The organism is Bradyrhizobium cosmicum, from assembly GCF_007290395.2.
Taxonomy (GTDB): Bacteria; Pseudomonadota; Alphaproteobacteria; order Rhizobiales; family Xanthobacteraceae; genus Bradyrhizobium; species Bradyrhizobium cosmicum.
In genome coordinates this window covers 6,880,375-6,906,305 of record NZ_CP041656.2, presented here as the reverse complement: position 1 = coordinate 6,906,305, position 25,931 = coordinate 6,880,375, and the positions used below count along the sequence as shown (strand labels likewise).

26 protein-coding genes are annotated in these 25,931 nt (G+C 64.3%); 13 read left to right on the top strand and 13 right to left on the bottom strand.

Features of this window, described 5'->3' with window-relative positions:
• Window position 1 precedes the first annotated feature (1 nt).
• Window positions 2-1,147, top strand: a complete 1,146-nt coding sequence (locus FNV92_RS32920; RefSeq protein WP_143842968.1) for a glycoside hydrolase family 5 protein — start codon at window positions 2-4, stop codon at window positions 1,145-1,147.
• A 123-nt stretch (window positions 1,148-1,270) separates the two neighbouring features.
• Window positions 1,271-2,788 carry a hypothetical protein gene (locus tag FNV92_RS32915; RefSeq protein WP_168213447.1) on the top strand — a complete coding sequence of 506 codons (1,518 nt, stop codon included), beginning with the start codon at window positions 1,271-1,273 and terminating at the stop codon, window positions 2,786-2,788.
• Window positions 2,789-2,842: 54 nt separating this feature from the next.
• Here the strand turns inward: FNV92_RS32915 and FNV92_RS32910 are convergent, their stop codons facing one another.
• From FNV92_RS32910 to FNV92_RS32895, 4 genes are all read right to left on the bottom strand, one after another.
• The gene (locus FNV92_RS32910) at window positions 2,843-3,919 is read right to left on the bottom strand and encodes a M48 family metallopeptidase (protein WP_143842970.1); all 1,077 of its coding nucleotides are present in this window, start codon (window positions 3,917-3,919) and stop codon (window positions 2,843-2,845) included.
• Between the two features lie 27 nt (window positions 3,920-3,946).
• A complete protein-coding gene (locus FNV92_RS32905; RefSeq protein WP_244623790.1) occupies window positions 3,947-4,381 on the bottom strand; it encodes a DUF2846 domain-containing protein in 435 nt (144 codons plus the stop codon).
• A 124-nt stretch (window positions 4,382-4,505) separates the two neighbouring features.
• The gene (locus FNV92_RS32900; protein WP_143842972.1) at window positions 4,506-5,528 is read right to left on the bottom strand and encodes an LLM class flavin-dependent oxidoreductase; all 1,023 of its coding nucleotides are present in this window, start codon (window positions 5,526-5,528) and stop codon (window positions 4,506-4,508) included.
• Between the two features lie 30 nt (window positions 5,529-5,558).
• On the bottom strand, window positions 5,559-6,488 hold the full coding sequence (locus FNV92_RS32895; protein WP_143842973.1) for a LysR family transcriptional regulator: 930 nt from the start codon (window positions 6,486-6,488) through the stop codon (window positions 5,559-5,561).
• Between the two features lie 104 nt (window positions 6,489-6,592).
• On the opposite strand from FNV92_RS32895, the gene styA reads away from it, so the two are divergent.
• Both styA and styB read left to right on the top strand, forming a co-directional pair.
• A complete protein-coding gene (styA, locus tag FNV92_RS32890; protein WP_143842974.1) occupies window positions 6,593-7,843 on the top strand; it encodes a styrene monooxygenase subunit StyA in 1,251 nt (416 codons plus the stop codon).
• 24 nt (window positions 7,844-7,867) lie between these two features.
• Window positions 7,868-8,353, top strand: a complete 486-nt coding sequence (gene styB, locus FNV92_RS32885) for a styrene monooxygenase NADH-dependent flavin reductase subunit StyB (RefSeq protein ID WP_143842975.1) — start codon at window positions 7,868-7,870, stop codon at window positions 8,351-8,353.
• A gap of 7 nt (window positions 8,354-8,360) precedes the next feature.
• Here the strand turns inward: styB and FNV92_RS32880 are convergent, their stop codons facing one another.
• The 3 genes from FNV92_RS32880 to FNV92_RS32870 all read right to left on the bottom strand — a co-directional run bounded on the left by FNV92_RS32880 (window position 8,361) and on the right by FNV92_RS32870 (window position 10,579).
• Window positions 8,361-9,071 carry a class I SAM-dependent methyltransferase gene (locus tag FNV92_RS32880; RefSeq protein ID WP_168213448.1) on the bottom strand — a complete coding sequence of 237 codons (711 nt, stop codon included), beginning with the start codon at window positions 9,069-9,071 and terminating at the stop codon, window positions 8,361-8,363.
• Window positions 9,071-9,529: an Rrf2 family transcriptional regulator gene (locus FNV92_RS32875; protein WP_143842977.1), complete on the bottom strand. Its 459-nt coding sequence runs from the start codon at window positions 9,527-9,529 to the stop codon at window positions 9,071-9,073. The genes FNV92_RS32880 and FNV92_RS32875 overlap by 1 nt, the downstream gene beginning before the upstream one ends.
• Window positions 9,530-9,640: 111 nt before the next feature.
• On the bottom strand, window positions 9,641-10,579 hold the full coding sequence (locus FNV92_RS32870) for an acetamidase/formamidase family protein (RefSeq protein WP_015689040.1): 939 nt from the start codon (window positions 10,577-10,579) through the stop codon (window positions 9,641-9,643).
• Between the two features lie 194 nt (window positions 10,580-10,773).
• On the opposite strand from FNV92_RS32870, the gene FNV92_RS32865 reads away from it, so the two are divergent.
• From FNV92_RS32865 to FNV92_RS32845, 5 genes are all read left to right on the top strand, one after another.
• A complete protein-coding gene (locus FNV92_RS32865; protein ID WP_168213449.1) occupies window positions 10,774-11,154 on the top strand; it encodes a transposase in 381 nt (126 codons plus the stop codon).
• Between the two features lie 307 nt (window positions 11,155-11,461).
• A complete protein-coding gene (locus tag FNV92_RS32860) occupies window positions 11,462-12,505 on the top strand; it encodes an ABC transporter substrate-binding protein (protein ID WP_143842979.1) in 1,044 nt (347 codons plus the stop codon).
• Between the two features lie 23 nt (window positions 12,506-12,528).
• Entirely contained in the window at window positions 12,529-13,329 is an 801-nt protein-coding gene (locus FNV92_RS32855) for an ABC transporter ATP-binding protein (protein ID WP_143846142.1), read from the top strand.
• Window positions 13,330-13,349: 20 nt separating this feature from the next.
• The gene (locus FNV92_RS32850) at window positions 13,350-14,177 is read left to right on the top strand and encodes an ABC transporter permease (RefSeq protein WP_416377741.1); all 828 of its coding nucleotides are present in this window, start codon (window positions 13,350-13,352) and stop codon (window positions 14,175-14,177) included.
• Window positions 14,178-14,249: 72 nt separating this feature from the next.
• The gene (locus FNV92_RS32845) at window positions 14,250-15,173 is read left to right on the top strand and encodes an acetamidase/formamidase family protein (RefSeq protein WP_143842981.1); all 924 of its coding nucleotides are present in this window, start codon (window positions 14,250-14,252) and stop codon (window positions 15,171-15,173) included.
• Between the two features lie 53 nt (window positions 15,174-15,226).
• Here the strand turns inward: FNV92_RS32845 and FNV92_RS32840 are convergent, their stop codons facing one another.
• The 4 genes from FNV92_RS32840 to FNV92_RS32825 all read right to left on the bottom strand — a co-directional run bounded on the left by FNV92_RS32840 (window position 15,227) and on the right by FNV92_RS32825 (window position 18,472).
• Window positions 15,227-15,625 carry a helix-turn-helix domain-containing protein gene (locus tag FNV92_RS32840; RefSeq protein ID WP_210248046.1) on the bottom strand — a complete coding sequence of 133 codons (399 nt, stop codon included), beginning with the start codon at window positions 15,623-15,625 and terminating at the stop codon, window positions 15,227-15,229.
• On the bottom strand, window positions 15,610-15,921 hold the full coding sequence (locus FNV92_RS32835; protein ID WP_143846143.1) for a type II toxin-antitoxin system HigB family toxin: 312 nt from the start codon (window positions 15,919-15,921) through the stop codon (window positions 15,610-15,612). The genes FNV92_RS32840 and FNV92_RS32835 overlap by 16 nt, the downstream gene beginning before the upstream one ends.
• Before the next feature lie 317 nt (window positions 15,922-16,238).
• Complete coding sequence (locus FNV92_RS32830; protein ID WP_143846145.1) at window positions 16,239-18,260, bottom strand: YgiQ family radical SAM protein; 2,022 nt, start codon at window positions 18,258-18,260, stop codon at window positions 16,239-16,241.
• Window positions 18,261-18,355: 95 nt separating this feature from the next.
• Entirely contained in the window at window positions 18,356-18,472 is a 117-nt protein-coding gene (locus FNV92_RS32825) for a 3-keto-5-aminohexanoate cleavage protein (protein WP_244623822.1), read from the bottom strand.
• A 133-nt stretch (window positions 18,473-18,605) separates the two neighbouring features.
• On the opposite strand from FNV92_RS32825, the gene FNV92_RS32820 reads away from it, so the two are divergent.
• Entirely contained in the window at window positions 18,606-18,884 is a 279-nt protein-coding gene (locus FNV92_RS32820; protein ID WP_143842982.1) for a hypothetical protein, read from the top strand.
• A gap of 57 nt (window positions 18,885-18,941) precedes the next feature.
• On the opposite strand, the gene FNV92_RS32815 is transcribed toward FNV92_RS32820, so the two are convergent.
• The gene (locus FNV92_RS32815; RefSeq protein ID WP_143842983.1) at window positions 18,942-19,607 is read right to left on the bottom strand and encodes a GntR family transcriptional regulator; all 666 of its coding nucleotides are present in this window, start codon (window positions 19,605-19,607) and stop codon (window positions 18,942-18,944) included.
• Window positions 19,608-19,613: 6 nt separating this feature from the next.
• Window positions 19,614-21,026, bottom strand: a complete 1,413-nt coding sequence (locus FNV92_RS32810; RefSeq protein WP_143842984.1) for an FAD-binding oxidoreductase — start codon at window positions 21,024-21,026, stop codon at window positions 19,614-19,616.
• 169 nt (window positions 21,027-21,195) lie between these two features.
• On the opposite strand from FNV92_RS32810, the gene FNV92_RS32805 reads away from it, so the two are divergent.
• The 3 genes from FNV92_RS32805 to FNV92_RS32795 all read left to right on the top strand — a co-directional run bounded on the left by FNV92_RS32805 (window position 21,196) and on the right by FNV92_RS32795 (window position 25,839).
• A complete protein-coding gene (locus tag FNV92_RS32805; RefSeq protein WP_168213781.1) occupies window positions 21,196-22,080 on the top strand; it encodes a dihydrodipicolinate synthase family protein in 885 nt (294 codons plus the stop codon).
• Between the two features lie 280 nt (window positions 22,081-22,360).
• The gene (locus FNV92_RS32800; RefSeq protein WP_244623791.1) at window positions 22,361-24,601 is read left to right on the top strand and encodes a TonB-dependent siderophore receptor; all 2,241 of its coding nucleotides are present in this window, start codon (window positions 22,361-22,363) and stop codon (window positions 24,599-24,601) included.
• Between the two features lie 56 nt (window positions 24,602-24,657).
• Complete coding sequence (locus tag FNV92_RS32795) at window positions 24,658-25,839, top strand: PepSY-associated TM helix domain-containing protein (protein WP_143842987.1); 1,182 nt, start codon at window positions 24,658-24,660, stop codon at window positions 25,837-25,839.
• The last annotated feature ends 92 nt before the right edge of the window (window positions 25,840-25,931 follow it).

The following is a 25,931-nucleotide window of genomic DNA, read 5'->3' as shown; positions in this document are numbered from 1 at the left end:
GATGACGACCTCGCGCGGTCGTCTGCTCCTTGCCGCGATATTGTTTTCGATATCCGTGCCGCCGGCATCGGCCGACACTTGCGTGCCCGTGCCGCAGACCGTCGCGCCCGACAGGCTCGCCGCCTTGTCGCGCGGTTTCAATGCCGACGGCTGGATCAACGGTGAACGATCCGCGCCCCCCAGTAGCGAACTGCTGCTGCAGCTTCGCAAGGCGGGCATGAGTCATGTCCGGCTGCCGGTACCCGCGGAGCGCGTGATGCTTCGCTTTGCCGCAAAGGCCGAACGCGACGAGACGCTGCGCGCGCTCGACACGGCGTTGAAGCAGCTCACGGCGCTCGGCTACTCCGTCTCGGTCGATCTGCATCCCGGCGAGCGCTTCAATCGCCTGCACAAGGACGATCCCGACGCGGCGCTGCGTGAGATGAAGGATGCGTGGAGCGCCCTCGCCGACATCATTCGGGCCTATCCCGCCGACCGCGTCTTCGCCGAGCTGCTCAATGAGCCCGATGTCGAAGCTGACAGGTGGCAAGAGGAGGTCGAATCGCTCGCCGCCTTCGTTCGCCAATTGCTTCCCGCGACCACGCTGGTTGTCGGGCCGGTCAACTGGCAACGCGCAGACTCGCTTCCGCAATTTCGCCCGTTGCCGGATCTGAACGTCGTCTATGCCATCCATTTCTACGATCCCATGGTGTTCACCCATCAGGGCCACTGGGATGCGCAGGATCCGCTGCACGACATCATCGATTTGCCCTACCCGATCAGCGCGAGCGATCCCGCCGTCCGGATGCTCCGCCACGACTTGCAGGCGAGGGGCGCGGCCAAGGCGCTCGGCATGCTCGACACTGCGATTGCCATTGCCAGGGACAAGCCGAGCGTCGATCAATGGCTCGAGCCCGCGGTCGCATGGCAGCAGAAGTTTGCGCGGCCGCTCATCGTCAACGAGTTCGGGGTGCTGAAAGCCGGCGCGCCCCGCGACAGCCGCCTGCGATGGCTCGCGTCGGTCACCGCCTTTGCGCGGGAGCATTGCTGGGGCTGGACGCATTGGGAGCTGGCGCAGGGATTCGGCCTCGTCGACAGCAGCACCGGCAAGCCCGATCCCGGCGTGATGCGGGCGCTGCTCGGGGCGAGCAAGCCGGGCAAGCGATGATGCCGGTTCGCTATCGTTAACGAATCCTTACACATCCCGTAGCTATCGTGGCCTCCGCGCTACGCCAAAGGACGAGTGATGAGTGGCGGGACTTCACCGCGATATCGGACCGTGCAGGCCGGCATGTCCGGGCCATCGCCTTTGCGCGATCTGGTCCCGACGCTTCTGATTGCAGTTGCGACGATCGGCTTCGTTCCGCTTCTGCACGTGGCGAGCCCGGTGCTGTCCCTCACCGTCGAAGTCCTCGTCGCCATCGCCATTGTGCTGGCGGTTCCGACCTACGCGCCGGCAGTCGCGATCTTCGTCCTGTTTTTCCAGAACCTGTTCGTCTCGATCTTGTCGCCGCTGGTGTCGATCCCGTCCGATCTGGATTTCATCAAGGGCTATAATTTCCTCGTCTGCTCGGTGATGTGGCTGACGACGTTCGGTCTCTACGTGCTCGGCCAGCGCAATCAGTCGGCAGAAGTGATCAGGATCATGCGCTGGGGTGTCGTCACCCTCGCCGTGGTGGCGCTGTATTTCGCGATCGGCTTCGTCCAGAACGGGCAGGCGGCATCGGTCTATTTGCGCAACATCGTGCTGCCGCTGTTCCTGTTTCAACTCTCGCTGCTGACCGCCGCGACCTTCGAGGTGCGCGCCACGCCATTCCTGGTGACGCTCGCGGTCATTCTCATCATCTGTGGTTATGTCGAGTTTGCGTTCCGCGATGTCTGGCTGGCCCTCACCAACGGCTACACGTTCTGGGGTTTCGACGAGCTCAAGGCGACCCATTCGGGCGTCTGGGAAGCGCAGATGCGGGCCACCGGAAACGTGCCCGTCGACCTCAAGGATCGCTTCAGCTTCGACTTCCTCAACACGCCGCTGCTCGAAGGCTTCGGCCTGTCGAAGATCCTGCGTATCCACGGGCCGAACATGAGCGCGATCAGCTTCGGCTACGGCATCGCCTTCTTCGGGCTGTTCCTGTTTTCGGTCGGGCGTCCGTTCCTGGCTCTCGCCGCGCTTCCGCTCCTCATCGTCTGCAGCGTCAAGGGCGCGCTCATCACGGTGGTGTTCGTGGTCGCCGCCTGGATCTCGACCCGCATCCTCGGCGCGGTGGTGACGCTGGTGCTCGGCCTGCTGGCGCTGATGGTGTTCGCGGTCGTCGCAATCCGTCTCGGCTTGCAGATCGGCGACTATCACGTCATCGGCCTGATGGGCGGCCTCAACGGCTTTCTTGAAAAGCCGTTCGGCCGCGGTCTCGGCATCGGCGGCAATTTGTCGGACGGCTATTTCTCGATCGACTGGAGCGCGGCGCAGGCGGCCGGAACGATCGACGGCGCGGTCGAAAGCGCGATCGGCGTGCTGATCTACCAGATGGGCATTGCCGCCCTCGTGCCGCTCGGCTTCTATTTCGCGATGGCCCTCAAGGCCTGGCGCCTCTACGCGTCCTCAGGATTTCTGACGCAGGGCCTCGCCGGCTTCGGCGTCATGGTCGTGCTGCTCAACGGCCTGTTCCAGGAAGAAGCCCTGTTCGCGCCGCCGGCGCTGGGGCTGATGCTCTCGCTGACGGGACTCGTGATCGGAAGCCAGATCAGGACGCAGACGGTGGTCGTGCCGCAGCAAGAGCCGGAGGCGCTCACGCACTACCAAGCCGCGACTTAATCCGCACGAACTGGGACTCGCGTCGCCGAACCGGTTTGCTCAGTCTCGCAGATATCACCTGCCGATGCTGACCCAGTCCTGCGCCTTCTTCCGCCATTCCCTGTCAAAACGTGCGGCGAGGTCGGCGGCCGCATCGCGCGAGAGCAGCTGGTCGATGCTTGAGATCTCAATCCCATCGATCTCGGGAATGTCGGTATATCCGAGATTGGCGAGCCGTTTGCCGAAAGGCGGGTGGGTCGAATCCGGATCATGCTCGCGGCTCAAACCCGCGACGGCAGCAGCAGCCATCGGTTCCGGCGCCCAGATATCCGCGAGCTGCTTGACGATCCGCTCGAACGGCGGGCGTGGCGCATGGATGGCACCCAGCATCTCTTTCTCGAGAGGCGCGAACACGAGATCGATGAGACGTGTTCTGCAAGCTTCGACCAGCACAAGTGCACGCGCCGTTTCGGCGCGGCCAACCTTATCGGCTGCGCCGAGATCGGCATGAAGTTCGTTCTCCCGCGATAGCGCCCGATATTCCCTCTCGAGCCATTCGAGCATGGAATGGAGCAGAGCCCGCACGATGCGTCCCGTGATGGTCCACTCCGGATTGGCGTAGAGGAAGACATTCTCCGAAGCCGCGATGAAATCCGCGAGGTTGATGCTTCCCGAGGTGTGGCGAAGCCTGGCGTGCGCCACCTCATGGGCCACGACGGCGCGAACCGCGCGCGCGTCGAGGATCATGAGCATCGGCAGGCCGACGGTCATCGTGACCCGTTGCCCGAACAGTCCGGCGTATCGCCTCACTTCGCCGATCGAGGCATTGAACTCCGTGTCGATCAGCAGGGTGCGGCGCGACCGGACGAAGCTGTGATCGAGCTCCTTCCACATCGCCCAAAGGCCTGGAGCTGTCGCCTCGTCGGCCTCAAAATCCCGATGCTTGCGCGAGGGCAGGAGCAGAAGGCCGATCGCGAGTGCCAATGCGCCCAAGAAGATCGAGAACACGACCGGTGCCGTGACCAACGCGGTGATCGTGTAGCGATCCATCGCCATCAGCCAAACAGCCAGGATCACGCAGGCCAGCACGACGGCCGGAAGTACGGCGTAGCGGCCGAGACGCAGGATCGTTTTCAGGACAAGCCGCTTCATCCGCGTATAGATGGTGGAGCTGCCCGGTCAGGCCTTGCCGCACGAGCCGTTGCTCTGACGCAAGCTGGCGACGTCGGCGCGGCCCTGGCCTTCGGTGACCTGGATCAGCGTGATCGCGCCGGGCGTCACGATTCCCATCTGCGGCTGGGCGGAAAGATAGGTGGTGCTGCCGGCGCGCAGATCCAGGCTGACCTTCTCGCTTCCTTGCCCGAACAGATTGGTACTCAGAGGAAGATTGTTGACGGCGACCTCGTGTCGGCCCGGAGGAAGGTCGCACGAGACGAACCCCGCGGCCTGGCTGCCGCCAATCACGCGCCCATCGACGGCGTAATTGGGCATGACCGCAAATCCCAGGGCTGACGAGCGATAGACCACCAGGCGTGCAGTATTTGACTTGACGTTGTCAGTCAGAGCCGCGTCACCCAACTGCCCCGATGCGCACCCCGCAAGCAACGTGGCCACGACAAAGATTCCCACCAACCCGCGCATTCCAGCCCCAAATCGATTCCAATCGTCCCCGGAGACAATATTGGACAGGGTGGTAGCTGAAGTCAATCACGACCAAAGGTCGTACAGCGTCGCGCGCTCACCGCCACCCCAATGCCGGCGCGACGTGCTTCAGGATCGCCTCGATCGCATGCGCGCAATAGTCGACGCCGAGCTGGTTCGGGATGGTCAGCAGCAGCGTGTCCGCCTCCGCGATCGCCTCGTCCTGGCGCAGCTGTGCGATCAGCGCATCCGGCTCGGCGGCATAACTCCGGCCGAAGATTGCGCGCGTCTGCGGATCGATGAAGCCGATCTGGTCTTCGCCGCCGCGCTCCCCACCGAAATAGGCGCGGTCGCGGTCGTTCATCAGCGCGAAGATGCTGCGGCTCACGGACACGCGCGGCTCGCGGCTGTGGCCCGCTTCCTTCCAGGCGGCGCGATAGGCGCGGATCTGGGCGGCCTGCTGCACATGGAAGGCTTCGCCGGTCTCGTCGTTCTTCAGCGTCGAGCTCTGCAAATTCATGCCGTGCTTTGCCGCCCACACCGCCGTGGCGTTCGAGCCGGCGCCCCACCAGATCCGGTCACGCAAGCCCGCGGCATGCGGCTCGAGGCGCAACAGCCCCGGTGGGTTCGGAAACATCGGCTGCGGATTCGGCTCCGCAAAACCCTCGCCGCGCAGCAGGTCGAGGAACACTTCCGCATGGCGCCGGCCCATGTCGGCGTCGCTCTGGCCCTCGGCCGGGCGATAGCCGAAATAGCGCCAGCCGTCGATCACCTGCTCGGGCGAGCCGCGGCTGATGCCGAGCTGGAGCCGGCCGCCGGCGATGAGGTCGGCGCTGCCTGCATCCTCCACCATGTAGAGCGGATTCTCGTAGCGCATGTCGATCACGGCCGTGCCGATCTCGATCGTGCTGGTTCTCGCCCCGACGGCCGCGAGCAGCGGGAAGGGAGAGGCGAGCTGGCGGGCGAAATGATGCACCCGGAAATAGGCGCCGTCGGCCCCTAACTGCTCCGCCGCGACCGCAAGCTCGATCGATTGCAGCAGCGTGTCCGCCGCCGAGCGGGTCTGCGACTGGGGCGAGGGCGTCCAGTGTCCGAAGGACAGAAATCCGATCTTTTTCATGGACGTCATTTAATGACGGCAGCGACGGCGTCAACCGGCTGCGGTCGCAACGGGGCTCTGCGCCGAGGCCGACGCAAAATGGCCGGCGCGCTCGACCAGGAGATCCAGGAAGCTGCGCGCACGCAGCGACATCCAGTGCGTCTCCGGATAGACCGCGTGCAAGGGCAGCGCGGCGATGCTGTAGTCCGGCAGCACATGCTCGAGCTCGCCGCGTCGAAGACCGTCCGCGGCATTCCAGTCGGGCAGGATGGCGATGCCGAGATGCTGCATCGTCGCCTCCTGCATCGCATCGGCGTCGTCGACATGAATGGGGCCGTTGATCGACGCGACGTGACGGCCATGCTCGGATTCGAAGGCCCATTGGTGCGCCGGCGACATCCTGGAATAGACGATGCACTGGTGCGAGCCGAGATCGTCAGGCGTGCGCGGCAGCGGTCGGCCATGCAGATAGGTCGGCGTTGCGACCAGATAACGCTGCACGGTGCCAAGCCGGCGGGCGACCAGCGTGCTTGCCTCCAGGTTTCCGATCCGCAGCGCAAGCTCGATGCCTTCTTCCACCAGATTGACGAACCGTTCGCTGAAGCGGATATCGACCCGCACCTCCGGATAATTCCGCACGTACTCGGCGATCACGGGCATCATGTAGCGCCGCCCGAACGACGACGGCACACCGATCCGCAGCGTGCCGGTCGGGCGAGGCGCGGCCTTATCGACGCTCGCTCGCGCCATGTCGAAACTGTCGAGGATCTGCCGCGCGAGATCGTAGATGCGGTGCGCCTCGGCCGTCGGCTTCAGCGTGCGCGTCGTGCGCAAGAACAGCTGCGTGCCGAATTCGCTCTCCAGCATCGCGATGCGCTTGCTGATCGCGGGCTGGCCGATGCCGAGCTCCTTCGCTGCAGCCGAGAAGCTGCCACCCTCGAGGGTGCGAACGAAAGCGCGCAGGCAATCGATCCGGTCCATAATTCATTCCGATCCGGAATAAATTATATCCCACTTATTCCGTAGTGCGCAACACGGCAAGCCATTAGGCTTCTTCAAAACAAGCAATCACAGGGGGAGACGACATGGCACGCAACATCGGAATTGTCGGCGCCGGAATCGCCGGTCTGCATCTCGCGCTCTACCTGCAGAAGCACGGTGTGGACGCGACCATCATCACGGACCGGCCGCCCGAGGACTATCGCAACATCCGCTTGCTCAACACCGTCGCGCATCACCACGTGACCATTGCACGCGAGGATTATCTCGGCGTCAATCACTGGACCGATCCGAAGGACCATTACTACTACCACGATCATGTCTTCAACTTTCCGCAGCCGCTGCGCTTTCGCGGTGACTTCTCGAAGGCAAGTCGTGCCGTCGACTACCGGCTGTATCTTCCCGCGCTGATGCAGGATTTTACGAAGCGCGGTGGCAAGATCGAATACCGCCGCATCGAGGAGCGCGACATCCGTCCGCTGGTCGCGCGCTTCGACCTGCTGGTCGTCTCGACCGGCAAGGGGCCGCTGGGCCAGCTCTTCACCTATCGTCCCGAGCACTCGCCCTATCAGCAGCCGCAGCGGCGCCTCTGCGTCGGGCTTTACACCGGTGTGCGGCAGCCGGATCCGATGAACGTCACACTCTCGGTCTCGCCCGGCCATGGCGAAATGATCGTGATCCCGACCGTTACCTTCGGTGGCATCGCCAACGCCCTGCTGATGGAGAACGTGCCCGGCGGCGACATGGAAGAGCTGGCGACGCTCAGCTACGATGACAATCCGAAGCACTTCCTGAAGGTGCTGCTCGGCAAGCTGGAGAAGCACCACCCGACCACCTACGATCGCATCGACACCGCGCGCTTCGATCTGGCGCAGCCGCAGGATCTCCTGCAAGGCGGGGTAGTCCCGACGGTGCGCAACACCATGGTCGAATTCGACGATGGCAAATGCGCCATCGCGCTCGGCGACGTCCACGCCATCGTCGATCCCATGATGGGCCAGGGCGCCAATGTCGCCTCCTATGCAGCCTTCGTGCTCGGAGAGGAGATCGTCAACGCCGACGCGTGCGATGCGCGCCTCTGCGAGACAATCGATCTGAAGCGGCAGGATCGCGTGCTGGCGGCCTCGCGCTGGACCAACGTGATGCTGCAGCCGCCCACGGAAGCGCTGGGCATGCTGATCGGCGCCATGAGCCAGAATCCGGCACTGGCGAACGAGTTCACCGAGAACTTCAACTATCCCGACCGCCAGTGGGACCGCATCTCCACGCCGCAGCGCATCCAGGCCTGGATCGAGCGCATGTCGGCGCCATCAGAGCCCGTCAGGGCGATTGCGTGATTTCAGATGCGAGCGGAAACTGACATGCAGCGCGCCAATCCGGCGTCGTTCCGCGAGGCCGCATCGCGCTTCGCGACCGGCGTCGCGGTGCTGACCGCCCTGGACGAGCACGGTCGCGTCTGCGGCATGACCGCGAACAGCTTCGTCACCGTCAGCCTGTCGCCGCCGACCGTGCTGGTCTCCGTCATGCCGGGCCGGATGCACCGCGCGATCTCGGCGACCGGCCGCTACTGCGTCAACGTGCTGCCGGACCATGGCCGCGACCTGTCGCGGCATTTCGCCAGCCAGCCGAACACGGGTGCAGCGCCGGACTACGACATCGTCGACGGCCTGCCGCGCCTCCAGGGCTGCATCGCCTGGTTCGCCTGCGAGGTTACGCGTCAAATCGACGTCAGCGACCACACGCTGATCATCGCCGAAGTCTCGACCTGCGATCATCGCGACACCACGCCGCTGGTGTTCTTCTCCAGCCGGTATCATCTCGGGCCGGGCGTGCCCGTGGACCGGTGAGCGTGCCTCAGGCGTAGGCCACCCAGCCACGGAAAGTAAAGCCGGTGTAGAACAGGGTTGGGTCGGAGAAGCCTGCGTCGCGCAAGATCACTTCATCCTGCTCCGGCGCCAGAATGCTCAACTGCCCGTCGACGGCCTTTCGCGCGGCGGCCGCCTTGTCGGGTTCGAGCCCGGATGCGGCGAGAAAGGCGGAATATCGCGACAGCCAGATCGGTCGCTCAAGGTCGCCGCCAGGGATGCTGAAATGGGCTGTCACGAACGGCGCGCCAGGCTTGAGGCGGCGGCGGATTTCGGACGCTATGCGACGCCGTTCCTCGACATCGACGAAATGCAGTGTCAACAGGCACGTCGCGCCGTCGAAGGGCCCCGCGGGTGCATCGTCGATATAGCCCTGGTGCAGACGCGCACGCGACGCGAAGGGGCCCAGCGTTTGCTTCGCAAGATCGAGCATCGCTGCGGACGGATCCACGCCATCGAAGGTCCAGCGCGGCCGGGCCTGCGCAAAGGCCTGCAATTCAAGGCCGCCGCCCGCGCCAAGCACGAGTATTCGTGCGTCGTCATGCGCCCGCTCGCCCAGAAGGATGGCCGCCATGGACAGCATGGAATTGTAGCCCGGAACGAACCGCGGTGGCCCCTGCGTGTAATTCGCCACCAGTTGTGGATCGGAGAAAGCGGTTGGGATGTCGGTCACGATGTGGTCCTGCTGACTGGAGTTCATCACGCGTGATGCGCGCCGATGCCTTGAAGCTTGCGCGACCCGAGGCGTTTGCGCAGATCGTCACCCAGCATCGCCAGCGTCACTTCGCCGAGGCGTGACAGCAGCAACGCCTCCGCATCGCAAAAGGCCTGATCCAGCGCGGCATTGACGGCCTGCTCGACGAGGCAGCCGGGCGCCTCCGTCCGGTTGCCCATGGCCAGAAGCGAGGGACTGCCGAGCGCGGTGTAGACGTCGCGCAACGTCACCTTTGAAAGATCGCAAGCCAGCGTCCAGCCGCCGCCGTGCCCCTTCTCGGAGCGCACGTAATTGAGGTCCCGCAGGCCCGCCATGATGCGGCGGATCACCACCGGGTTGGTGTCCATGGCCTTCGCCAGGGTCTCGGACGTGAAGGGTCCGGGCTGCTGTGCCATGTGCAACAGCACGTGCAGCACGCCGGACAAGCGGCTATCTCGTTTCATGTAACTTTACATGTTACATAAGCGGTAAAAGGTCAAGCCTCCAGCAACCCGCGGCGGGCCACGCCGGCGATAGCCGTGTCTGGGATCGATTTCCGGCGCTCGGACGAGCCGCTACAGCAGCGCCTTCGGCAGCAGCATGTGGATGCCCTTGTTGCCGTCGACGAGCTGCGTGACGCGCAGATTGCCGGCCAGCGAACACAGCATATAGGCCTCGTTGCGCGTCCGGTTCGTTCGTGCGCAGACATGCTTGACCATCTCCCGGACCGCCTGCTTGGCGGCATCGTCGAGATCCTCGTCGAGGCCGATCGACATGAGATGTGTCGCGCTCTCGGCAAAGGGCCATTTGATCTCCATGTCCTTGCGCACGGTCAGGCGGAACGTCCCGGTCACCCCGGTCTCGAGCGCGGTGATGCAGACTTCTCCGTCACCCTGCACGCCGTGGCCGTCGCCGGCGAAGAACAATGCGCCCTCGTTGAACACCGGCAGATACAGCGTCGTGCCGGCCCGGAGCTCCTTGTTGTCCATGTTGCCGCCGAACGCGCGCGGAACGGGCGAGCCGCAGCGGCCCCAACTCGGTGGCGGGGCCGTGGCGATGATGCCGAAAAAGGGAGCGAGCGGAATCTCCGTGCCCCACGGCATGATGCAGACCTCGCGCTTGCGGTCGATCACGGGATGGATCGTTTCATAATCCGTGAACTCGTCCGGCAGCGTCCCAAGCAGGGGTAGGATCGACACGAAGCCCCAGTCCTGGCGCACCTTCACGTCGAGGATGTCGACCTGGAGCGTATCGCCGACATTGGCGCCGCGCACATAGACGGGCCCGGTGATGAAGTGAGGCCCCGGCCCGGGTTGCATCGTGTCCAGGGCGAGCAGATAGTCTTCGGGAACAAGGGACCGATCGTCGGGCAGCGTCTCTCGTCCTCCGGCTGGAAAGCTGTGCAGCGTGACGCTGTCGCCGGAACTGACTTCGAGGACAGGCGGCGTGTTGCAGTCCAGATAGCCCCAAACCATGTTTTCGGGCGTGGCGGGGATCTCGTGGCGGCGCTGCATTGGACAACTCCAGGCGTGGCGGTTCAGGCACTCGTTGGCTCCAGGAGCAATCCGCGCCACATCGCCACGGCTGCGACGGGCAAAATCGTCCTCGGATATTCTAGGCGCCGGCGATCCCTGGGCTATACTGACCTCAGGCCCAGCGCGGGGCCGGCGTTCGAGCCTCTGCAAATGACGGGCCGATGGAGAGAGCGATGAGGCGATCCCGATTCACCGAGAATGAGATCATTCATCTCCTCGCCGAGGCGAGTTCCGGGGTGTCCATTGCGGAGATCTGCAAGACCGCCGGCATCACGGAACGTACCTTCTACCGGTGGCGCCGCAGCTTCGGCACGCTCGATGTTCCCGCCGTCCAGCAGATGAACGATCTGAAATCCGAGAATCTGCGTTTGCGCGGGCTGGTCAACAATCTCTTTGAACTTCTGCGCAAGGCGGATGGCGGCGTCAGGAAAGACGAGGTTCCTTCGCAGTCACCGACGGCGCCGCGCGAGGCGTCCCGGGCAAGCCGCATCGCGGCCGAAAAATGCGGAGGGGCGCTGACCGGCCGCTTCTCGTCGGTGCGCGTCAATCCGTAGTCGCGTGCAGTCGTCGCGGACGGGCGTGGCTATACGCTACGCGGTCTGCAAATCTTTTATGCAGTCAAAATGTCAGAAATGACGAAAACCGCTCGCGCGCGGTGCTGAATTCGGCAGCGCGATGATGCGGCGGGCAGCAAAGCCGCGTCTTCAGGCCATGCACCGGCACTCTGCGTCAATGGCGCGACATTTTGAAGGGAAGCGCCAAATCGCAAGCAAATCGCGTCGCTTATTTCGGCTTGATGCGGAGCAGTCGGCGCCTAGTCTTTGGGCTGCCCCGTCCGCATTTCCTGGAGAAGTCAGCGCCATGACCGACCGTGTTCGTCCCGCTCCGCCGAGCAGCCGTGCGCTCAGCCGCCGCACCTTCCTTGCCGCCTCGTCCGCTGTCGCCACCGGAATCGGTGCCGCGCCCCTGCTCGGATCCCGCATCGCCTCCGCCGCCGAGCTCAAGACCGTTCGCTTCAGTGAGGCCGTGCACAATCTCGGCTACATCAACCTGTACGTCGGCATGCATGCCGGCATCTTCAAGAAAAACGGTCTCGACATGAAGGTGACCGCCGCCGGCGGCGACACCCAGACTTTTGCGGCTGTGCTCGGCGGCTCCGCGGATTTCGCGATCGGCGATGCGACCATGGCGCAGATCTCCCGCGAGAATGGCGGCCCCGGCGTCGTGGTCGGCACGGTCGTGCAGCGCGCCCACTATTTCGGGGTGTCCAAGACGCTCAAGCCGATCACTGACCCGAAGGAGTTCAAGGGTCTCAAGATCGTCACGTCGCCCGAGCCCAACACCAATTTCAGCGTCACCAAGCGGATGCTGGAGAAGGCCGGCCTCAAGCTGGGCACCGACGCCACCATCGTTCCGGTCAATCCCGGCACCGAGATCGCGGCGATGCTGGCCGGGCAGGCCGACATGGCGGTCGCCTATCAGCCGAGCGTCGCCGCCGCGGAGGCTCAGGGCGCCAAGGTCGTGTTCGACTTCTCGAACTATGTCGGGCCGTTCTGCAACACCGGCATCATGGTGCTGCCCTCGACGCTCCAGAAGGACCCTGCAATGGTGCAGGCGCTGGTCACGTCCTTCGAGGAGGCCTCGCGCAAGACCTACGCCGATCCCGCCTTCGCCAAGGAGGTTGCGCGCAAGGAATTCCCCGATCTGCCCGGCGAAGTCGTCGACAAGGCGATCGACGCCGAGCTGAAATATCTCATCCCGGCGCAGTCGGTCATCACCAAGCAGGATCAGTGGAAGAACCTGATGGACATGCAGATCTACCTCGGCAACGCCAAGGGATCGGTCCCGTTCGATCAGATCATCGACAACTCGTTTGCCGAAAAGGCGATTGCCAGCCTGAAATGAGCGCTGAGGCTGCCACATACGCAATGCCCGGGGAGGGCGAGGCCGTGAACGGCGCCGCCCTCCCGCTCGTCGTCGAGCACGTCGCCAAAGGCTACGACTTCAACGGCCAGGTCGTGCCTGTCATTGCCGATCTCAGCCTGACGCTGCGCAAGGGAGAGATCGTCAGCATTGTCGGGCCCTCCGGCTGCGGCAAGACCACATTGCTTAACACGCTCTGCGGTCTGCTGGCGCCCGATGCGGGGCGCATCCGCTGGCACGGCCGGCAGGTCGTCGGTCAGCCTCAGAACGTCGGCTACATGCTGCAGAAGGACCTCCTGTTCCCGTGGCGCACGGCGCTTGCCAACACCATGCTCGGCCTGGAGATCCGCGGTGTTGCTGCCGCCGAGGCCGAAGACCGCAGCAGGGCCATGCTCGACCAGCTTGGACTGCATGGCTTCGCAGACCACTATCCCGCGACGTTGTCGGGCGGCATGCGGCAGCGGGTCGCGTTGGCGCGCACGCTGGTGAATGATCCGGACGTGCTGCTGCTGGACGAGCCGTTCGCCGCACTCGACTTCCAGACCAAGCTGCTCATCGAGAACGATATGGTCAGTCTGGTCCGCAAAGGCGGGCGCTCGATGTTGCTTATCACCCATGACATCGAGGAGGCGGTTTCGATCGCGGATCGCGTCATCGTGCTGACGCGGCGGCCGACCGCGGTGAAGGCGACTTATGAAATCGAACTCGGCGCTGATCGCGCCGACGTCATCTCGCTGCGCGAAAACCCGGATTTCAGCCGCTACGTCCGGCGCATCTGGGCCGATCTCGATGTCGCGATCCAATGACGACGGATATCGAGACCAGCATGGTTGACGCGTCGAAGCCTGCCGGAAGCGGTCCCTCGCCGGTGGCCCGTGCAAAATGGACGCGCTTGCGCTTCGGCATCGCCGTGCTGGCGACCCAAATTCTCGTTCTGGCCGCTTGTCTTGTCCTGTGGGAGCGCGTCACGCCGAAGGGCAGCCCGGCCGCCTTCATGTTCGGATCGCCGTCGGCGATCGCGGGCTTCCTGATGCAGATGGCGCAGGACGGCAGCCTGTGGCGCGATGCGGCGGTCACCGGCATGGAGACCCTGCTCGGCTTCTTCATGGGCAATTTGGTCGGCACCCTGCTCGGTCTGTCGCTCTGGTATTCGCGTTTCGTGTCCCGGGTGGTCGAACCGTTCGTCATCGCACTCGGCTCGATCCCCATCATCGCGCTCGCGCCCATCGTGATCATCTGGTTCGGCACCGGACTGGTCTCGAAGGTCGCGATGTCGACCCTGTCGGTGGTGATTGTTGCGCTGGTGACGTCCTACAAGGGCGCGGTCGGCGTCGATGGAGACCAGATCAATCTCATGAAAACCCTGGGCGCGTCGAAATTCCAGATCTTCCGGAAGCTCGTGATCCCGGCGTCGCTCACCGATATCTTTGCGGGGCTGAAGCTGACGGTGGGCTTCGCGCTCATCGGCGCGATCGTCGGCGAGTTCATGTCGTCCTCCGAGGGCCTGGGACATGCCATCTTCAAGGCCGGGTCGCTCTACATCATTCCCAAGGTCTTCGCCGCACTCGTCGTGACGATCGTGCTCGCGCTGGTTCTCACCTGGCTGGTCGGCAAGATCGAACGGCTGCTGATGCCCTGGCGCCGACAGGCATAGGGCAGATCGCCTCCGACCCTCATTCGCATCGCACGTCAACCTCAACACATCCGAAAACGCCACGGAGGGATCATGTCCAAGCGCATCAGCAAGGCCGGCAACATCAAATACGCGCTGTCCGGCGACGACAAGTTCATCGCAAGCGTCGAGCCCGGCGAAACCTTCGTGGTGGAATGCGCCATCAATGCCAATGACGGCACCATCCGCCATCTCGGACAGCAACTGACCGAAGCCGACGTGACGATGCCGTTCGTCAACGGCGCCACCGGTCCGATCGAGGTGCGTGGCGCAAAGCCCGGCGACATGCTGCGCCTCGACGTGGTGGACATGGAGCTCGACAAGCTCGGCTTCACCGCACTCTGGCCGGGCATCGGCATGTTCCCGGATTGGGTCCGGCGCAAGGAGTTCGGCATCCAGACCCGCGTCGTCGAGGTCAAGGACGGCCATGTGCACTGGAACGAGCATCTCCGCCTGCCGGTCAAGCCGATGATCGGCGTGGCCGGTGTCGCCCCGGTGCACGGGGCTGTTCTCACCGTCGACAACGGGACGCATGGCGGCAACATGGACGTCCAGGAGATCACCACGGGCAACAGCATCTTCTTCCGCGTCAACAAGGACGGCGCGCATCTCTTCCTGGGCGACTGCCACGCCATCCAGGGCGACGGCGAATGCAACGGCATGGGCGCGATCGAAATCGCGGCCAATCTCACCGTCAAGGTCTCGCTGGCCAAGGCCCCCGCGAGGCTGAACCACCCGCGCATCGAAACGGCCACCCACATCTGCACCCTCGGCTGCGCCCGCCCGCTCGAAGACGCGATGCGCATCGCATTCGAGGAGATGGTCTACTGGATGGAAGACGATTGGAAGATTCCGGCGGCCGAAGGCTACATGCTGCTCGGCCAGATCGCGGAAGCCCGCTGCACCCAGGTGGTCAATCCGAAATACACGTATATCTGCAAGGTGGAGAGGAGTTTGCTGGAGCGGTATCACGGGTGAGTGGGACGCTGACCGGTTCGGACGCGTTGCGCGTCGAACAGGTTCGAATGGTTTTATGCCGCCGATCTTCGTCCGCGGGGTTGTGGCGGGGCAATCAGCGCTTCTGCTGGAATTCCCCACTCGCGGTGCAGTCGCCAGGCCATCTTCATCGTGAGCGGGCGTTTGCGCGTCAGGACGTCGGAGGCGCGCTGGCGCGAGCCGAGCAGGCGGCCGAGGTCCGCCTGGGTATGTTGCCCGGTCTCCATCCGATAACGGATCGCGTCGACCGCATCGGGCGGATCGATCGGCCAGTGCTTGCGCTCATAGTCTTCGATGACCAGTGCGAGAAGGTCGAAACGATCGCCCTCCGGCGAGCCCGGCTTTGGTTCGCTTTCGAAATAGCGCTCGATCTCGTCGAGTGCGGCATCGTAGTCGCTTTCGGAGCGAAGCGGACGGATCATTTTCTTGGCCATGAGACAGTCTCCGGGTCGATGCGGTCGTATTCCGCGTGAGTCCCAATGAACTTCACCAGCAGGCGGCCAAACGCAAACGACACATGCACGACCAATCGATATTTGTTGCCGCCCAGGTCGAAGATGACCCGATTGTCACCCACGAAGTCGACCGTGGTGCCGAACTGCCGCTTTATCTCGGCCGGCCCAGCCCAACGTGCCTTCGCGGCAATCGCTACCCAGGCGCGGATCGGACCCTCGGCGCGCGGGTGTCGCGTCCAGAATTCCCTCAGGGTCCGAAGGGCGATCACCTGCATCTCGACACCCATAGCATGTCACCATTTTGGTGACAATTGAATTCATGCGCGCAATATGCGGGGACGCGGCGTGAAGCTCGAGGATATCGATACTGAGAAACGGTAGGGCTCTGCGTTACGCGATGCCCGACGATGCCATCATGCCCCTGTATTGCCCGACGGAGCAACGACTGTTTGCCCGACGGGTCAATTTTTTCGCTAAATCCGCAAGTCGTTGATTCCGCTCATGCCGGCTACTGTGCATGGGGTTGTTTTCGAGGATTTGTTTTGGCCGGCACGACAGCCGCAGGCCGAACCGGACTTGATACGGCTCGTGTCTACTTCATCACCCGCAGGCCCTTGGTCGTGAACCGCTGCGTCTTGCCGCCGGGCCGCACGGGCCGCCTGGTGCCCGCCGCCTTGCCGGTGCCGGGCGGCTGGTGCGCGGGGACGAGCTGGTCGGGGCGGGAGCCGATCAGGTCGGCGCGGCCCATCTCTTTCAGTGCCTCGCGCAGCACGGGCCAGTTGTCGGGGTCGTGATAGCGCAGGAAGGCCTTGTGCAGACGGCGCTGGCGCAGGCCCTTGATCGCCTCGACCTTGTCGCTGCCGCCGTGGCGCACGCCGCGCAGCGGGTTGACGCCGGTGTGGTACATCGCCGTTGCGGTCGCCATCGGCGAGGGCAGGAAGGTCTGCACTTGATCCGCGCGATAGCGATTCTTCTTCAGCCAGAGCGCGAGGTTCATCATGTCCTCGTCGGTCGTGCCCGGATGCGCCGCGATGAAATACGGGATCAGGTAATATTTCTTGCCGGCCTGTTCGGCGGCGGCATCGAACATTCGCTTGAACTGGTTGTAGGCGCCGATGCCGGGCTTCATCATCTTGTCGAGTGGCCCGCGCTCGGTATGTTCAGGCGCGATCTTCAGGTAGCCGCCGACGTGATGGGTGACGAGCTCCTTGATGTATTCGGGGCTCTCGACCGCGAGGTCGTAGCGCACGCCGGAGGCGACCATCACCTTCTTGATGCCCTTGGTCTCGCGCACCTTGCGATAGAGCCGGATCAGATCGTCATGCGAGGTGTTGAGGTTCGGGCAGATCTCCGGGAAGACGCAGGACGGCCGCCGGCACGCGGCCTCGACCTTGGGATCCTTGCACGCCATCCGGTACATGTTGGCGGTGGGGCCGCCGATGTCGGAGATGACGCCGGTGAAGCCCGGCGTCTTGTCGCGGATCAGTTCGATCTCGCGCAGGATCGAGCCTTCCGAGCGGTTCTGGATGATGCGGCCCTCGTGCTCGGTGATCGAGCAGAAGGTGCAGCCGCCAAAGCAGCCGCGCATGATCGTCACCGAGAACTTGATCATGTCCCAGGCGGGAATCTTGGCCTCGCCATAGGACGGATGCGGCGCGCGCGCGTAAGGAAGATCGTAGACCGCGTCCATCTCCTCGGAGGTCAGCGGGATCGGCGGCGGGTTGAGCCAGAGGTCGCGATCGCCATGGCGCTGCACCAGCGGCCGCGCATTGCCGGGATTGCTCTCCCGGTGCAGCACGCGCGAGGCGCGGGCATAGGCTTCCTTGTCCTGCTCGACCTGCTCCAGCGCCGGCAGCCGGATCACGGTGGCGCCCTTCTGGCGCGTTGCGCCTTCGTCGGCGGAGTCGAGATCGTCGGCGTGCAGCTCGGCGTAATCCTCGGGCACGCGGCGGAACAGCGCGACGCCCCTGATGTCCTTGAGCTCGCGCGGTGCTTCGCCGGCGGCAAGGCGGTTGGCCACCTCGACGACGGCGCGCTCGGCATTGCCGTAGAGCAACAGGTCCGCCTTGGCGTCGGCCAGCACCGAGCGGCGCACCTTGTCGGACCAGTAATCGTAATGTGCGATCCGGCGCAGCGAGGCCTCGATGCCGCCCAGCACGATCGGCACGTCCTTGAACGCCTCGCGACAGCGCTGCGCGTAGACCACGGTGCAGCGGTCCGGCCGCTTGCCGCCTTCGCCGCCGGCCGTGTAGGCATCGTCGCTGCGGATGCGGCGGTCCGCGGTGTAGCGGTTCACCATCGAATCCATGTTGCCGCCGGTGACGCCGAAGAACACCTTTGGCTTGCCAAGCACCTTGAACGGCTCGGCCGAGTGCCAGTCCGGCTGCGAGATGATGCCGACCCGGAATCCCTGCGCCTCCAGCAGCCGACCGATGATCGCCATGCCGAAGCTCGGATGGTCGACATAGGCGTCCCCGGTCACCAGCACGATGTCGCAGGCATCCCAGCCGAGCGTGTCCATCTCGGCGCGGCTCATGGGGAGGAACGGCGCCGGCTTGCGCGGCTGCGCCCCGGCCATCAGGGGCTTTTCGGCGGCAATGATCTGGGTGTCCATGCGCACAGCCATAGGACTCCGGGCCCGCGAATACAACCGACGGGCACGTGAAGATTTGCGGTTCCGCCGGGAGCTATCCGGCCGGCGCGCCCGCGTTAACCGTTCGCGAGCCCCTGCCGGACCTCGGCCGTTGTGGCCGGCTCGCCACCGTGCGCGCGGACCATCCGCAGCGCGTCCTCGACGAGGCGGAGATTGGTTGCCGTCGAGCCCAGCAGCGCATCCTCGAGTCGGACACGGATGTGCCCGCCTACCGCGCGCGGTCAGTGCCATCAGGTGTGTGATGCCGTCCACATACTAGCAGTCGTCGTCGCGCCATCCTCCCTCCAGTTTCAAAGGGAGAGATCCATGTTTCTGGTCGATGCGCTGCTGATCCTGGCGATGTTGTTTTTCCTGTTTCTGCCGATCTCCGATCGCAGGACGGTGCGGATGAGGCTTTGCATGCTCTGCGCGCTGCTGGCGATGTTCTCGGTCTCGATCACTCGCACCCCGGTTGCGCCGGTGCTGATGGCGAGCATTTCATCGCCTCCGGGAATGGTGCGCGTGCCGCATATGCACCTCAGCGATCCGTCTTCAGGGCTCTCACCGCGCCCGACATCGGATATGCGATTGCTCCATGGGCAATGAAACTTCTGACGGCAGTGATGAAGCCGGCGCGGCATCGACCGAGACCGCTCGATGCGCTCAATCCGCCGTCAGCGCCTTGGCATAGACCACGCCCGAATTGGTGATGTGCGTCGTCATCAGGGCCTCGAAGGCCGCGAACTCGCCGTGCGCGAACAGATCGAGCAGCTTGCGGTGCTCGTCGAACGAGGAACGGGTGCGTACGTCGATCGGCGAGGTCAGATTGGTGCGGAGTGCTGCAACGCGGCTGGATGCGAGCTGGTAGGACTCGACGAGATAGCGGTTGCCGCAATGCGCGAACAGGCCTTCGTGAAAGGCGGCATCGGCGCGGCCATAGGCGATGTTGTCTTTGGCTGCGACCGCGGGCTCCATCGCCGCGATCGCCTCGCTCAGTGTTGCGACCGCGCCATCGCGGTCATGGCGGAAGGCGAGCTCGGCGGCCTTGGGCTCGAGCGCGATGCGGAAAGTGCAGAGTGCTTCAATGTCGTCGGCGCTCGGCGTGAACACGAAGCTGCCGACCTGCGGCCGGATCACCACCAGACCCTGCGCCTGCAGCAGGCCCATCGCCTCGCGCACCGGCGTGCGGCTGACGCCGAAGGAGTTCGCCACCATCTCCTCCGAGATGGCGGCGCCGAGCGCGAACTCGCCGTCGATGATGGCCTGCCGCAGCCGCTGCATCACCCGCTGCGACAGCGATTTCGGCGTATCGAGCTTGAGCGATCGCATATGATCTCAGAATACCTTGCCGGGATTGAGCAGATGATCGGGATCAAGCGCCGCCTTCAGCGTCCGCATCAGCGCGATCTCGGCTTCGCTGCGGGCGTGACCCAGCCACTTTTTCTTCAGCGTGCCGATGCCGTGCTCGGCGGAGACGCTGCCGCCCATCTCGCGCACGAGGCCGTAGATGATCGCGTCCATCGCCTCCTTCGGCTGCGGTTCGACGGAGAGCCCCGTAACCCATGAGACGAGATGCAGATTGCCGTCGCCGATATGGCCGTAATAGACGCTCTCGCAGCCCGCGATGCCCTCGGCGAGCGCTGTCTTGCAGCGCCCGACGAACTCGTCCATCCGCGCCACAGCAAGTCCGATGTCGTAGGAGATGTGCGGTCCCAGCACCTGGCCGAACTCGGCGCAGATGTCACGGACCCGCCAGAAGCCTTGCGTCTGCGCCAGCGATTGCGCGACGGCGGCATCGACCAGCAGCCCACGCTCCATCAGCTCTTCGAGCCAGCTCTGAAAGCGCGGCGCGTCCAGGCTTTCGTCGGTGCCTTGCGCTTCCACCAGCACATAAAGGCTGTCGCCAGCGGCGACCGGCGGCTTGACGCCCGCGCGCGTCGTAATCACGTCCCAGTAATCCGGCCACATCACCTCGAAGGCCGACAGCAGCGGGCCGAGTCCGGATCGCGCCGCATCCAGCAGCGCGATCACCGCCGCATAATCCTTCAGCGCGCACAGCGCAGCCATGGTCGAGCGCGGCTTCGGGAACAGTTTCAGCACCACGCGGGTGATGATGCCGAGCGTGCCTTCCGAACCGATGAAGAGATGCTTGAGGTCATAGCCCGCATTGTTCTTCATCAGCTTGTTGAGATTGGTGATGATGGTGCCGTCGGGCAGCACCACCTCCAGGCCAAGCACCAGTTCGCGCGTCATGCCGTAGCGGATCACGCGGTTGCCGCCGGCATTGGTGGAGAGATTGCCGCCGATCGCGCAGGAGCCGCGCGAGCCGAGATCGAGCGGAAAGAACAAGCCGGCCTCGTCGGCGGCTTTCTGGATCGTCTCCAGAGGCGTGCCTGCTTTCACCGTCATCGTCATCGAGGCGCGATCGATCTCCTCGATGCCGGTCATGCGCTCGAGCGAGATCGCGACCCAGCCCGGCTCGGGCGAGGCACCGCGACAGAGCCCGGTCAATCCGCCCTGCGGCACGAACGGCAGGTGCGCCTGTCGGCAGGTCAGAATCGCATCGGCAACACCTCGCGCATCGACGGGGCGGATTACCGCGAGGGGTGACTGCGGCAGGCTCGCGCTCCAGTCGTTGCAGTTGCGCGCGGGCACGTCGGTGCCGATCAGCACCGCGGCCGCGCCGATCTTGTCGCGCAGCGCGCCGAGCATCTGGTCGGGGCGCTCAATGGGGGCCACCATGTTCATGCGAGACCTCCTTGGGATCTGGCTGCGCCACGAAAGCGGAAAGGATTTGCGCTCTTCTTGTATGTAAGGTACAAGTCAGAAAGTAAAGCAAAAACAGGGCGTCAACGGGCTACTCAGGATCGTCGCAGATCAGAGGGTGGATTCGGGGACGCAGCAAAGGGCGGTTATGATGACGGAGGCAATTCGCGGGTTCTGGGTGGCGTCGGCGACACCGCTGGCAACGGACGGCAGCACGGATTCCGCCAAACTCGCAGCCCACGCCCGGCAGCTCTTCAGCAAGGGCGTCGACGGCGTCGTCCTGTTCGGCACCACCGGCGAGGGCACCTCGTTCAATGTCGGTGAACGCGTCGCGACCATCGAAGCGTTGCTCGAGGCCGGTGTCGCGGCAGAGCGCATTGGCATCGGCGGCGGCTTTCCCGCCATCAGCGATAGCATCGCGCTGACGCGCGCGGTGCTCGGCCTCGGCCTGCGCCACGTGCTGTACCTGCCGCCCTACTTCGATCGCAGCGTGATGCCCGAAGGCATCGAGGATGCCTTCGCCGCGATCTTCGATGGCGTCGCCGACAATCGCCTGCGCGCCTATCTCTACCACATCCCCCAGGTCTCCGGCGTCGCGATCCCGACCAGCGTTGCCGCGAATTTGCGCAAGCGTTACGGCAGGGTGGTGGCGGGCCTGAAAGACTCCAGCGGCGACTTCAAGCAGTTCCAGGCGTTTCGCGCAGCCAGCCCCGAGCTTGCCATCACCGTCGGCAATGAGACCGACATCGCCCGCGCGATTGCCGGCGGTGGTGCCGGCACCATCTGCGGCATGGCCAACATCGCGCCGGAACTGGTCAAGGCGATGATCGAAGGTAAGGACGTCGAAGCGCGCATGCAGGCCGCGGTTGACATCGTGGTGAAGTCGCCATCCTTCCTGGCGACGCTGAAGGCCATTCTCGCCGCGCAGACCGGCGATGCAAGCTGGCTTCGCGTGCGACCGCCGCTGCGTGCCCTGTCCGACGGCGCCGCGCTTAAGCGAAGGCTCGACGAGTTGATCACGCCGGCTACCGCGTGAGATCGCACGACGCCGTAACACCATGCCGCGAATTCGCGCGCAACGTATCATCACGGCAATTCGTGATTGCCGATTGGCGCCGATCACTGTTTAGAACGATTCAATACTAGAGCGATTCAACGCCGCCTACGGTTCTCTTCATTCGCTACGATTGCTAGACGCGCAAGCTTCGTAGTTGTTGCAGAATTGAAGTGGGGCGAGAGTGCGTGTCAATGCGGATGACCCGATCCGGGGTCATCATGCCGGCAAGAGCCGTGTAGGTCTTCTCATTGGAGCAGCCGTGCTGCTCGCCGAGCTCCCCTCCAATACGACGATCGCGCAGGCGCAATCCGCATTGCCACCGGTGACGGTGGATGCTCCGGTGCAACGGCCGAAGCCTGCACGGGCGTCGGAATCGTCGCAACGCCGCACGCAAACGACCGCACGTCAGCGCAACCGGAATGCCGACGCTCCCGCAGCGCCGACATTGTCCGAGCGCGCGGCCGCGCAAGCCGCCGCGCAACAGGCCGCCAAGCTCGGCTATCGCGCGATGCCGAGTTCGACTACGCTGCGCAGCGGCGCCTCGGCGCTCAACACTTCGCAGGCCGTCAACGTCGTGCCCGAGCAGGTTCTCAAGGACCAGCTGCCGCGCAACATCGACGACGCGCTGATCAACGTCTCCGGCATCACCCAGACCAATACGCTCGCCGGCAGCCAGGACGCGGTGATCCGCCGCGGCTTCGGCGACAATCGCGACGGCTCGATTATGCGCAACGGGATGCCGCTGGTGCAGGGGCGCAGCTTCAATCCCGCGGTCGAAAGCGTCGAGGTGCTGAAGGGACCGGCCTCGCTGCTCTACGGCATCATGGACCCCGGCGGCATTGTCAACACCATCAGCAAGCGTCCGGAACTCTACCAGCACGGTTCGGTCACGCTGCTTGGCTCGGCGTTCAGCGCCTCCAAGACGGGGGCCGACGGCCTGCTCGACGTCACCGGTCCGATCGGGGACCAGGGCCTTGCCTATCGCTTCATCGGCTACGGCGTCAGTGAGGACTACTGGCGGAATTTCGGTCGCCACCGCGAGATGCTGGTTGCGCCGTCACTGGCCTGGTATGGCCAGGACACCACGGTTCAGCTCAACTACGAGCACCGCGAATTCATCTATCCGTTCGACCGCGGCACCGCGTTCAATCCTGTCACGAAAACCCCGCTCGCGGTTCCCGCGACGCGCCGGCTCGACGAGCCCTTCAACAACACATGGGGCACGTCCGACCTGATCCAGGCCTCGGTCGAGCACCGCTTCAACCAGGACTGGAAGCTCTACGCCGGGTACAGCTACAACACCGAGACCTTCAGCGCCAATCAGCTCCGCATCACCGGCATCAACTTCACGACCGGCGCAGAGACACGCAGCAATGACGGCACGCAGGGTTCGCTCAGCAATGTCAGCTATGGGACATCCTATGTCTCGGGCGGCATCTGGCTCGGCAACATGCGTAACGAGGTGGTGTTCGGCGGCGACGGCCAGTATCGCACCATCTACCGCGACAATCTGATCCGGCAGGCAACGCCTGCCATCAACGTCTACAATCCGGTCTATGGGTTGATTGGACCGGGCACGACGGTGTCAAACCCCGACAGCGCTCAGACCGACAAGCTCGGCCAATGGTCGCTGTTCGTCCAGGACACGCTGCATCTCACCGAACGCTTCGCGCTGGTGGGCGGCGTGCGCTACATGGACTACGACCAGATCGCCGGACGTGGAAAGCCCTTCATCACGAACACCAATGTCTCCCAGGACAAGGTGCTTCCGCTCGGCGGCGCCATTTTCAAGCTCACCGACCAGATCTCGCTCTATGCGAGCTATACCCAATCGTTGAAGCCGAATTCGACCATCGCGCCGATCGGGATCGTGATCGATTCCAATGTCGCGCCGGAAGAGGGCGTATCATACGAGACCGGCGTAAAATTCGATCTGAACAAGCGCATCTCCGGTACGCTGGCGGTCTACGATCTCGACAAGAAGAACGTGCAGACGACGAAGACGAACAGCGCGGGCGTGGTGGAGCTCCACACCGTCGGCCGTGCCCACTCGCGCGGCGTCGAGCTGGATGTCACCGGCAGGCTCACCGATAGCTGGGCCTTGATCGGCAGCTATGGCTACACCGACGCGCGGGTGACGGCGTCCGAAGACCCGACGCTCTATGGCAGGAAGCTGCAGAACGTCGCGATGAACACGGCTTCGCTCTATCTGGTCTATGACTTCGGCACGGCCTTGCCGGGCCAGCTGCGGCTCGGCGGCGGCGCGCGCTATGTCGGCGATCGCCCGGGCGATTCCACCAACACCTTCTTCCTGCCATCCTATGTGGTCGCCGATATCTTCGCGACCTATGAGACGAAATACCAGAACACGCCGGTGGTCTACCAGTTCAACGTCAAGAATCTGTTCGACACCGTCTATTATCCTTCCGCCGTCAACAATCTGAACGTCGCGATCGGAGATGCGCGCCGCGTGTCGCTGTCGGCAACGGTGAAGTTCTAGGAATGGTATTGCGGCACAACGATTCCAGCTCGAGCCGATGACGAAGGCGAGCGCTGATGCGTAAGGCGGCACATAAGATCAAGGTGGCCCTGCTCCAGGTCCACTCCATCGCGGGCCTCGTGCTCGCGCTGCTGCTTGCCCTGATCGCGCTGACTGGCTCGGTCATGAGCTTCGAGGACGAGATCGTCGAGCATCTGAACGGCGGCATCATACAGGTCGCGCCGCGTCAGGCGCCGCCCTTGATGCCGGATGAGCTGGTAGCGCGGCTGGAGGCGGCGCAGGTCGCCGGCAAGGTCGCCGCGGTCACGCTGTCGAGCGATCCGTCCGCGGCGGTGCGTGTCCGCTTCGGTCGCGACGAGCAGGGCGCGCGGCGAACCTCGCTCTATGTCGATCCCTATGATGCCCGCGTGCTGGGTTCGCCGCGCGGCGAGGAATTTTTCGCGACCGTCCGCCGGCTGCATCGCTGGCTGCTCATTCCCGGCGATGCGAAGGGCTGGGGGCGCCAGATCACCGGCATCGCCGCGCTTGGCCTCATCGTCATGCTCATCTCCGGCCTCGTGCTGCGCTGGCCGCGCCGCGCTAGCAATGTGAAGATGTGGCTGAAACCCAATCTCGGGCTCAGGGGCCGCGGTCTGCATCGGTCGCTGCACGCCGTGATCGGCACCTGGGTCCTCCCGATCTATGTGGTGATGACGCTCACGGGGCTGTGGTACTCGTTCGACTGGTACAAGGACGGCGTCGTCTGGCTGCTGTCGCGCCCGCATGTCGCCGCCGCGAAGATGCAGCCGAAACAGCCGCGCTCATCCAGTCGTCCCGAGCCGGCCCCGCAAGTGGGATTCGATCGCGCATGGACCACGTTCCTGCACGAGGAAGGCGGGCGCTTCTCCAAGGCCTTGCTGACGCTGCCCGTGGGTCCGGGCACGGTGATCCGGATCCGATCCTGGGGGAAAGACTCCACGCTCGACACCACGCGCGACGAATTCCGCATCGATGCGATCACCGGTCAGCTGGTCTCGGCGGAGCGTTATGCCGACAAGACCTTCGGCGAGAAGATCATCGCCAACGTCCTCGACATCCATCGTGGCGCAATCCTGGGCTGGCCCGGCAAGCTCGCCTTCATGATCGCCGCGGCCTTGATGCCGCTGTTTTCGGTTACCGGACTCCTGCTCTATCTGTCGCGCCGCAGGCTGCGGCGCTCGGCGCAACTGCCGCTTGCTCGGCTGGTCCCGGGCGAGTGACCTCTCCAGGCAGCTAACTCCGTCCGGTCGAGATCCTAAGACAAACCTTCCCGTTGCAGCCAAGAAGCGCTTGTCTAGGCCAAATTGGAGTG